The organism is Agrobacterium sp. Azo12, from assembly GCF_029193765.2.
GTDB lineage: Bacteria > Pseudomonadota > Alphaproteobacteria > Rhizobiales > Rhizobiaceae > Agrobacterium.
In genome coordinates, this window is the sequence record NZ_JARFYO020000005.1 from 44,755 (window position 1) to 54,409 (window position 9,655).

Sequence of the window (9,655 nt, forward strand, 5' to 3'; positions counted from 1 at the left end):
TTTTGTGACTGTCGATAAGCCTAAAAATAATGTCAATTTTCCGCTGGTTCGCCGTTTAGAGGCGGTCAGCTTCCGTGCGTGGCCAGCATCATCAGTTGTTTATGATGGCAGCTGGCAGGTGCGCATGACAGGTTCGCATCCTTCCAAGCGGATCAACTGTGTCGTGCCGTTGGATCCTTCGGATTATGGCAATACCGATATGCGGCTGGAAAAAGCGCGCAAGCGGTTTGAAGATTACGGACGGCCGCTTCTGGTGCGCGAAACGCCACTGATGCCACCGCAATTGCGCGAACATCTAAGTAAAAGCGGCTGGTCTGCCTTTGAAGAGGTCAAGGTGATGACCGCCGACATTTCAAGCGCGGAATTGCCGGAAACTATCTCACACCTGCCAAGCCAGGATGTCGGGCGTTTCGTTGAGGCTCACCTCAAGGTCTCTGGCGATGATGCCGGGCTGCGTCCGGCTATTGCCGAGATCGTCAGCTCGATCGTGCCGCCGCTTGGTCTGTTTATCAAGGAAGACGTCGAGGGCGAACCGCAGGCGACCGTCATCTGCGTACAGGACATCGATCTTGCCGGCATTCTCTCCTTGGATGTGGCAGAGGACAGCCGTCGTTTGGGTATCGCGACGCAGGTGCTGACTTCGGCGCTGCGTTGGGCGCGGTTGAGCGGTGCCAAGCTCGCCTGGTTGCAGGTGGTTTCAACCAACAAACCGGCGTTGGCACTCTACGAGAAGTTCGGTTTCACCGAAGCCTACACCTATGCTTACTGGCGAAAAGGCGATGCGCAATGAGCGAAGCGGGAAAGAAGATCGTACTGGTTGCGGCTTGCGCGCTCGTTGACAGTGACAACCGTATTCTTCTGGCACAACGTCCTGAAGGAAAGTCTCTTGCAGGCCTTTGGGAATTTCCCGGCGGCAAGCTGGAAGCAGGAGAAACGCCTGAGGAAACACTGGTGCGGGAGTTGGAAGAGGAACTGGGCATTCGCACCAAGGTTGCCTGCCTTGCGCCGCTGACTTTTGCTAGCCATTCCTACGAGACATTTCACCTGCTGATGCCACTTTTCGTATGCCGTCGTTATGAGGGAATCCCCTACGGTCGCGAAGGTCAGCTGGTCAAATGGGTAAAGGTCAATGCACTGCGTGATTACCCTATGCCACCCGCCGACGAACCGCTTATCCCTTACCTTCAGGATTTGCTTTAGATCTTTCTAAAATTGATCGTCCGTTAATAGATCGTTTAGCACCATCTGGCACATTCCACTGTGTAGAATTGGTAAACGAGGCGTAACGATGAACGAGGATTTCTGGAAGACCGTAGAGGTCCGTCGGCCTTATTCTCGTAAGGCGCGCCAAACTGGCATTTTGAACATTGCCCTGCTGTTCGGTACGGCAGCCATTGCGCTGTCTTTGATCATCACACCGATGGTGGCTGGCAAGAATAGAGAGCCGCGTCTGGCGCAGGTTCCTGATAATTTCGACATGATTACCACCGGATCGATCAAGCCTGCTGCTTCGGTAGACGGCAAAAAAACCTATTCCATTCGGCGCAGTATTCTCCAGCAAACACCCGGTTCGGTTTGTATTGTTGAAGGCTATGGCAACGAAAGCGGCTGCTGATTGTACCTGCAGTGCGGCCGGGAGGCCCGTGCCGACATTATCGGCATGAAATGACCCTGTTCATATGTTCCGGCCGCAATTGCGCGCGCCGAAATGACGACATCATTCAAGCAGCAGCAGGCTCGGCTTGCCGGACAAGGAAAATCAATGCGCCAGCTTTTTGAGATGCTGCGTGATTGTAAGGGATCGACCGCTATTGAATACGGCTTGATCGGTGGCTTGATCGCTATCGCCATTATTCTGGGCTTTGGTGCGATCACCGAAAATCTGGGCAAGATATTCGATATCATCTATAACGCACTGGCAAGTTCGACGGCCTGAAAGCTCAGGCCGTTCTTCCTGTCGTTATTGCAACTTGTTCACCCTGCCATGCTCGGCATGACCGAGGTCAAAGCTTTATTTCCTTGGTTTTCAGGGCATCCGCCAACCGTATTTTTGCCGAGCCTGGCTTAAGCGGCTTCTGCTGGCTGTCATGGGGTGCCCAGCCTGACACATAGATGAATGAGAAGGTGGCGCGGATGCGACCGTCCGGATCGGAATATCGCTCGGCGTAAATCTCGGCAGCCCGCATGAAGAAGTGACGATTAAGCGGCGCACGGCTGCGGCCCATCAACGGATTGGCCATGCCCATCGCACGCAAATCACGCATCAGCGGGAAAATGGAATCGTAACGTACCGTATAGGTTTCGGTGTCGGTTACCGGCAGGGCAAAACCTGCGCGTTGCAAGAGGGCGCCAACATCACGCACATCCGCAAAAGGAATGACACGCGGGCTGGCACCGCCGGTCAGCTCGGCCTCTGTGCTGAGCAGCACGTCGCGCAATTCGGCAAGGGTACCGGCGCCGGGGATTGCCCCCATGAACAGGCCGTCTGGCTTCAATGCGCGTCTGATCTGGATAAAGGCACCGGGTGTGTCATTGGTAAGGTGCAAGCCAAGGGGCGACACGATAAGGTTGGCCGAGGCCTCTTCGAGTGGAAATTGCTCCAGCGAAGCGACCTGTACTGTTTCGCCTGATTGGGCAAATGCGGCGTCTATTTCAACACGGTGTAACGTTTCGACCTTGCCGGTCTGCATGATCCGTCGTGCGGTGATGCCGGTTGCACCATGAAGTTCGACCGCTGTCTCAAACTGCCGCTCAACGACAACAAGCCGTTCGGCAATTTCATCGGCGGCGATATCGAGCAGAAAAAGCGCCTTTTCATCCAGTGTGCGCAGGGCGCGTTTGCGATTGGCTTCAATCAGCCGCTGGTCGAAAAGTATGTCCATGGGATGGCCTTCAGAATATTTGCTTCGCAAAGGCACCCGTTCGAAGGTAATGTCAACATCATGGGGTCGGGCAGGTTGCGTTTTTTATCATCGGGACCATTTGGGCTGCTACGCCAATGGGGCAGGGCGGTAGTTGATATCGTCTATCCTCCACAATGTGCCGGTTGCGGCATTATTATCTCGCGAGGCGGTGCATTTTGCAGTGAGTGCTGGAGTGGCATTGGATTTATCGAACGTCCCTATTGCGAAATTCTGGGACTGCCGTTTTCCAGTGATCCGGGCCCAGGCATGCTATCTTCCGAAGCGATTGCCAACCCACCACCTTTTGACCGTTTGCGATCAGCTGTCATTCACGAGGGCGCTGCGCGCAAGCTCGTTCATCAACTGAAATATCTCGATCGGTTGGATCTTGTCAGCACGATGGCTGTCTGGATGCTGCGCGCCAGTGACGGCATGATCGAACAATGTGACTACATCATACCCGTGCCACTGCACCGGAGACGATTTATATCACGGCGCTTCAATCAATCTGCAGAACTGGCACGCCATCTGGCGGACCTTTCAGGAAAGCCTTTTCTGTCTTCATCCGTTATCAGGACCAAACCAACCAAACGACAGGTTGGCCTCACTGCAAAGGGGCGACAGGACAATATGCGAGGTGCATTTGCCTTTGCGCCGGGACGCGAACTGGATGTTGCAGGGAAGAGAGTGGTGCTGGTGGATGATGTTTATACCACCGGTGCGACCGTTTCAGCGGTATCGCGACTATTAAAGAAAGCGGGCGCTGCAGATGTCACCGTTTTGACCTTTGCAATGGCTATTTCCGGCCCTATATGACGGGGTGAACAGGCTGAAACGCCTTCCATTGATGATGTTGCATAACCTGGGGAAAACCTATGGCATCTGTCACGATCTACACACGCGATTTTTGCAGTTATTGCGCCCGCGCAAAGGCTCTTCTTGATGAGAAGGGCGTTGATTATGCGGAGTATAACGCGACTGTAACGCCAGAATATCGGCAGGAAATGATAGAGAAATCCGGACGTAATACGTTCCCGCAGGTCTTCATCGCTGGCCAGCATGTCGGTGGTTGTGATGATTTGCATGCCCTTGAACGGGATGGCAAACTCGACGCGATGCTTGCGAACTGAGAACGGGATAGCGAGATGACTTTCAAGGCTGCCGCAATTCAGATGTGCTCCGGTGTTGATCCGGAGAAAAATGCCGTTGAGATGGAAAAGCTGATCCGTGAAGCGGCGGCCAATGGCGCTGTTTACGTTCAGACGCCGGAAATGACCGGTGCAATACAGAAGGATCGCGCTGCGTTGCGTGCTGTCCTGAAAGATGAAGACACCGATATCATTGCAACGACTGCTGCAAGACTTGCCAAGGAGCTTGGTATTTACGTGCATGTCGGCTCAACGGCCATTGCCAGAGATGATGGCAAGATTGCCAATCGTGGTTTCCTGTTTGCGCCTGATGGTCAGAGGATCTGCACCTATGACAAGATCCACATGTTTGATGTCGATCTCGACAATGGTGAGAGCTGGCGTGAGAGTGCAGCCTATGAGCCGGGTACTAATGCGCGCGTTGCGACGCTGCCTTTGGCATCCTTCGGTTTTGCCATTTGTTACGACGTGCGTTTCCCGTCACTGTTCAGAACGGAAGCCGTTGCAGGCGCTGAGGTGCTGACGGTTCCGGCCGCTTTTACCCGCCAGACCGGTGAAGCACATTGGGAAGTGCTTTTGCGCGCCCGTGCCATTGAAAATGGTGCTTTTGTGATTGCCGCGGCACAAGCCGGTGTTCACGAAGACGAGCGCGAAACCTTCGGTCATTCGATCATCGTCGACCCATGGGGCAAGGTTCTGGCCGTTGCCGGTGGAGCAGGTGCGGAAATCATCTATGCGGAGATCGATCCTTCGGCAGTCGCCGCTGCACGTGGAAAAATCCCGAACCTCAAGAACGCACGTGATTTCAAACTGGACACAGTTAAAGCAGCGTCTTCAGCTGGAGGTGAGGCGGCTTGATCCGTTACTCGCTCAGTTGCGAAAAGGCGCATGAGTTTGAAGGTTGGTTTGCAGGCAGTGCCGATTTCGACCAGCAGGTCGAACGTGGTCTCGTATCATGTCCGGTTTGCAATTCTCTTCAGGTTGCGAAGGCGCTGATGGCGCCTTCTGTATCTACTGCACGCAAACAAGATGAAATGCGCACCCTGGCGATGGATACAGCGCAAAAAGCGGTGCTGGCCAAGGTGAAAGAAACGTTGGCGGAAATTCGTGCCAATACGGAAGATGTCGGCGAGCGGTTCCCAGAGGAAGCCCGCAAGATCCATTATGGTGAGACAGACCAACGCGGCATTATCGGGCAGGCGACCTTGCAGGAAGCCCAGGCATTGGTCGAAGAAGGCATCGACATTGCGCCGTTGCCTGTCATCCCGGATGATGTGAACTAAACTTCATCCCGGATGATGTGAACTGAACTTCGTAAATCTTATGCGGGGCGTTTTGCCAGCAGCATGTAGTTCACGTCCATATCGCTGGACAGGTTCCAGCGATCTTGCAGCACATTGTAAAAGACACCGGTGCGGTCAATGATCTGCAGGCCGCTTTCGGTCAGCGGCTTTTCCAACTCTTCTGGACGAACCAGTTTTTCATATTGATGCGTGCCGCGCGGCAGCCAACGCAGAACATTTTCAGCCGCGAAGATGGCGAGGGCGCGCGCCTTGAGCGTGCGGTTGATGGTGGCAGCAAACATCATGCCGCCGGGACGTACCATGCTTGCACATGTTGTCACGAAGAAGTCGACATCCGCGACATGCTCCACCACTTCCATGTTCAACACCACATCGAACGTCTCGCCTGCTTCGTGAAGCTGTTCGGCTGTGACGGCACGATAGTCGACCGAGATGCCACTTTCACGGGCATGGGTCGATGCAATGCCTATATTCTTTTCCGATGGATCCGCGCCAACAACGTCCGCACCCATACGGGCAACGGGCTCTGAGAGCAGGCCGCCGCCGCAACCGATATCAAGAATACGAAGTCCCTCGAGTGGCTTATGGGATTTAGGGTCACGCCCAAATGCTTCGCAGACCTGGTTGCGAATATATTCGAGGCGCACGGGATTGAACTTGTGCAACGGACGGAATTTGCCGGTCGGGCTCCACCATTCTGCGGCCATGGCCGAAAAGCGGTCAACTTCCGTCTGGTCGATGGTCGTTTTTGCTGTTTCGTTCATCTGCAATGCTCCAAGCTGTTTGTGGACTGGAGTCCGATGATTGACGAGTGAAGTCAAGAGATACCTTTGGAACAACCTGACGGCCAGTTCGTTAACGCCGTAATAAAAGACTGAAAAGTCGGCATTTTCCAGACATCTGCGGCATGATATCACGCAGTTTGGAAGCAGAATTTTATCATCATCAAAAAATCCAAATTGCGTTCCAACGATGATTAAGAAGGATGCCGGAAATCGGCAGGCGGGCCTTGTCCAGGGAGAGAACGAACGTGAAGAAGAAATTATATGGTGCAATTGCGCTTCTGGCGCTTGTCGCCATGCCGGCGCTTGCGGAGGCGGCCACTCGAGGCTTTGCAACCGCAAACGTCAACATGCGCTCAGGCCCGAGCACCGCATATCCCGCGGTTGTGGTGATACCGGAAGGCGCGCCCTTGGTCATTTATGGCTGCCTTTCCGACACGCCATGGTGCGACGTTTCATTCAGCCGTGGACGTGGCTGGGTAGCGGGCCGTTATGTTCAGGCCGAATATCGCCAGAACCGCGTTTATGTCGAACCACGTTATTACCGCGATCTGGGCGTTCCGATCATCACCTTCGATGTCGGTACCTACTGGGATCGCTATTATCGCGACCGTGATTTTTATCGTGATCGCGATCGTTGGAGCCGTCCGCGCCCACCTCGTAATGATTGGGGTGGACCACCTCCCGGCTGGAACAGACCTCCGCCACCACGCCCTGGCGATTGGAATCGCCCCCCACCACGTCCGGGTGACGGTGACTGGAATCGTCCACCGCCACGTCCCGGTGATAGCAACTGGAACCGCCCGCCACCACGTCCCGGTGATGGCAACTGGAACCGCCCGCCGCCGCCACGTGGTCCCAATGATGGCCGTTGGGAACAGCGTTACGGTCAGGAGTGGGATAGTGGTCAGCGTCCGCCGCGCCGTGATGACCGGCGCGACGATGACCAACGCAGCGACAACCGCAGAGACGATAACCGGAGAGACGATAATCGCCGGGATCCTCCGCGCTGGAGCGAGGACAGCCGGCCCGGTGGCAACAATGGCGATCAACCACGCCGCCAATATGATCCGGACCGCCAACGTGGCGGCGCTAATGATCGGGGCGAACCATGCATGCCCGGCATGCCAGGTTGCCGCCCGAGCATTTAATGTTTGACTAGAAAGCAAGGCGGCCATAGCGATGTGGCCGCCTTTTTCATTGGGCTGGCTAGGTTTCTAGAGATCGAACGTAGCTTGTGTCTTGAAATCCACGCACAAAAAAACCGGCTGAAAAGCCGGTTTTGTCATTCGATTACAATTTGAACTCAGCGGCTGGCGACCTGTTCCGGCTTGCCTTCAGAATCGAGCAAGGCATCGATACGCTGGCGTTCATCGGTAAATCTGGCAAGTGCATCGCCGCTCAGTGATTTTCCGCCGGGAAGACGAACCTTCATGGCATCTACCTTGGTGCCATTGACGATCAGTTCGTAGTGCAGATGCGCGCCGGTCGAAAGGCCGGTCGAACCGACATAGCCAATCACCTGACCTTGGGTGACGCGCGCGCCTTCTTTCACGCCCTTGGCGATGGCGCTCTGGTGATTATAAGACGAGACATAACCATTGGCGTGGCGAATGAGGGTCTGGTTACCGTAACCATTTGCCCATCCGGCTTTCTCGATAACGCCGTTGCCGGTGGCAATAATGGGCGTGCCGCGCGGAGCTGCCCAGTCCGTACCGGTGTGCATGCGGCTGAAGCGCAAAACCGGATGACGGCGCATGCCGAAACCGGAGGTCATACGACCGTTTGGCACCGGGTTTCTGATCAGGAACTGACGGATGCTCTTGCCGTCTTCATTGAAGTAGTCAACGCTGTTATCTTCCGGGTTCTGGAAACGATAGAACCTTGTTTCGTTGTCACCGAACTTGGCATTCACATACAGCAGTTCTGAATCGTCGGTGGCTTTGCCTTCTTTATCCTGTACGGAGAAGAAAGCTTCCAGCGTGTCGGTTGGACGCAACTGTGCCTGAAAGTCGACGCTGCTGGCTAGCAGCTTGATCATCAGGCCAATCATGTCCTTGTTCATGCCGTAGGCAAGTGAGGCGCGGTAAATGCCGTCATAAACACGCGGCAAATCACGGTTTGCCATGGCGGCCGCCGGATTACTCTCGAAAGCGCTCGCTACGGCATCCAGTTTCGGAGGCTCGCTTGCTTCTACAAACTGGCCTTTGTCATTGACCGCCACGGTGACGTCGTGCCGGTTTTTACGATAGACGCTGGCGCGGACGATTTTGGCGGCACTTTCGCCTTCACCTTGCAGAATACCAACCCGCAATACATCACCAGGGGCCAGTTCGGCAGAACGCATCAAAGGCTCAAGGCTGTTTGCAGCGGTATCGGCCTGTTCCTTGCTGTAGCCATTGGCTCCCAGAAGTTCGGCGATTTTGCTGACTTGACGAACCGGTATCACATCATCTGCATATTCAAGCTGGTTGGCGACAATTGTCTGAGGTGTGGAAACAGACATATTCTGTTCAACCACGCGCGCCGAAAGGCCGGCGGTAATGTCCACATCACTTTCGGACGTGTCGAAACGGCGTGGGTCGATATAATAGAGCGCAGCGAGCTGCTCATTGCCATCGGTCAAAATGGAGCCGTTTGATCTTACAGCTTCCTCAACCTCATCAATGCTCATTGCGCCTGCATAAGCAAAATCCGGGTTCTTCAACGGAAATGCCACGGTACGAAGGCTGACTTCTGACTCCACATCAGAGCCATAAATAGTGCCGGTACGGCTTGCCGCCGGTGGCGGTGCGCCATTGGCTGCAAAGATATTTAGGGGATCAAAGGCTGGATAATCGTCCTGCGTCGCATAATTTGAGGCGAGTGCGATCTTCACATGCGCGAATGGTACGCGGCGGACGACTTCCTTGTCGCCATCATGAATGACGGTTGACACTTCCAATACTGAACGGTCAGACGGGCGCGCTGCAATATTGCTTTCAAGAATACGGCCGCCGCGACGTGTCACATCTGCTGACGCGCTGTTCATATCCGTTTTTGCAAAGGCTTCGGCAGGAATGGCCAATTGCTGGCGTCCGTCGAGAGCCGCAAACAGTGCAACGCCCATCAATATAGAAGAGGTGATACCCGTGAGAAATGTGCCGGACAGCCAACGCAATGAAATCTCCCGGCGATCAGGCGCGCGACGCCCATCTGCCAGAATTGGAGGCTCATTGCCAAGCGAACGGATCTTGTTGCGGTCCGCTATCATGCTTGTTGCGACCAGTCTTTCATTTAATCTCCAGAAGGTACTGCCGAAGGTGTGCAACTTTCAGTGCCGCGAGTCAAATGCGTAAGCTCTTACATATATACATATCAGCGCGGGACGAAATTAACGCTCCTTTGACCATTGAGATGTGGCGGAGTCAGGGCAGAATAAAGGCAGACACATTAGAGATTTCGTATGTTCCCTTGTTTGCAGTGCATGTGAGTAGGGTCTAAAACTATCGTGGCGTGCGAAACGATCGAAGAACATA

Annotated in this window: 12 protein-coding genes; 9 read left to right on the plus strand and 3 right to left on the minus strand. The window is 54.6% G+C overall.

Annotated elements, in window-relative coordinates; genetic code table 11:
- The first annotated feature begins 4 nt into the window (after positions 1-4).
- The 4 genes from PYL13_RS26810 (at position 5) to PYL13_RS26825 (ending at position 1,936) form a co-directional block, all read left to right on the plus strand.
- Positions 5-790, plus strand: a complete 786-nt coding sequence (locus PYL13_RS26810; protein ID WP_250985617.1) for a GNAT family N-acetyltransferase — start codon at positions 5-7, stop codon at positions 788-790.
- Positions 787-1,200: an 8-oxo-dGTP diphosphatase MutT gene (gene mutT, locus PYL13_RS26815; RefSeq protein WP_192491434.1), complete on the plus strand. Its 414-nt coding sequence runs from the start codon at positions 787-789 to the stop codon at positions 1,198-1,200. Before PYL13_RS26810 ends, mutT begins: the two co-directional genes overlap by 4 nt.
- An 88-nt stretch (positions 1,201-1,288) precedes the next feature.
- A complete protein-coding gene (locus PYL13_RS26820) occupies positions 1,289-1,615 on the plus strand; it encodes a hypothetical protein (RefSeq protein WP_250985618.1) in 327 nt (108 codons plus the stop codon).
- Positions 1,616-1,762: 147 nt separating this feature from the next.
- Positions 1,763-1,936: a Flp family type IVb pilin gene (locus PYL13_RS26825; RefSeq protein WP_250985619.1), complete on the plus strand. Its 174-nt coding sequence runs from the start codon at positions 1,763-1,765 to the stop codon at positions 1,934-1,936.
- Between the two features lie 67 nt (positions 1,937-2,003).
- Here PYL13_RS26825 and PYL13_RS26830 read toward each other — a convergent pair whose 3' ends face one another.
- A complete protein-coding gene (locus PYL13_RS26830; RefSeq protein ID WP_250985620.1) occupies positions 2,004-2,882 on the minus strand; it encodes a methyltransferase domain-containing protein in 879 nt (292 codons plus the stop codon).
- 60 nt (positions 2,883-2,942) lie between these two features.
- On the opposite strand from PYL13_RS26830, the gene PYL13_RS26835 reads away from it, so the two are divergent.
- The 4 genes from PYL13_RS26835 to PYL13_RS26850 are packed head-to-tail and all read left to right on the plus strand — an operon-like array spanning position 2,943 to position 5,334.
- On the plus strand, positions 2,943-3,719 hold the full coding sequence (locus PYL13_RS26835; RefSeq protein ID WP_192491430.1) for a ComF family protein: 777 nt from the start codon (positions 2,943-2,945) through the stop codon (positions 3,717-3,719).
- Positions 3,720-3,778: 59 nt separating this feature from the next.
- Positions 3,779-4,033, plus strand: coding sequence for a glutaredoxin 3 (gene grxC / locus PYL13_RS26840; protein WP_192491429.1), 255 nt, complete (start codon positions 3,779-3,781; stop codon positions 4,031-4,033).
- 15 nt (positions 4,034-4,048) lie between these two features.
- Positions 4,049-4,909, plus strand: coding sequence for a carbon-nitrogen hydrolase family protein (locus tag PYL13_RS26845; protein WP_250985621.1), 861 nt, complete (start codon positions 4,049-4,051; stop codon positions 4,907-4,909).
- Positions 4,906-5,334 (plus strand): DUF1178 family protein, encoded by a 429-nt coding sequence (locus tag PYL13_RS26850; protein ID WP_275643770.1) that lies wholly within the window; start codon positions 4,906-4,908, stop codon positions 5,332-5,334. The genes PYL13_RS26845 and PYL13_RS26850 overlap by 4 nt, the downstream gene beginning before the upstream one ends.
- Before the next feature lie 38 nt (positions 5,335-5,372).
- Here the strand turns inward: PYL13_RS26850 and ubiG are convergent, their stop codons facing one another.
- Positions 5,373-6,119: a bifunctional 2-polyprenyl-6-hydroxyphenol methylase/3-demethylubiquinol 3-O-methyltransferase UbiG gene (ubiG, locus tag PYL13_RS26855; protein ID WP_275643769.1), complete on the minus strand. Its 747-nt coding sequence runs from the start codon at positions 6,117-6,119 to the stop codon at positions 5,373-5,375.
- 266 nt (positions 6,120-6,385) lie between these two features.
- Here ubiG and PYL13_RS26860 point away from each other — a divergent pair, with 266 nt between their 5' ends.
- Positions 6,386-7,288 (plus strand): SH3 domain-containing protein, encoded by a 903-nt coding sequence (locus PYL13_RS26860; RefSeq protein WP_275643768.1) that lies wholly within the window; start codon positions 6,386-6,388, stop codon positions 7,286-7,288.
- Between the two features lie 155 nt (positions 7,289-7,443).
- Here PYL13_RS26860 and PYL13_RS26865 read toward each other — a convergent pair whose 3' ends face one another.
- A complete protein-coding gene (locus tag PYL13_RS26865) occupies positions 7,444-9,390 on the minus strand; it encodes a M23 family metallopeptidase (RefSeq protein ID WP_275643767.1) in 1,947 nt (648 codons plus the stop codon).
- Positions 9,391-9,655 lie beyond the last annotated feature (265 nt).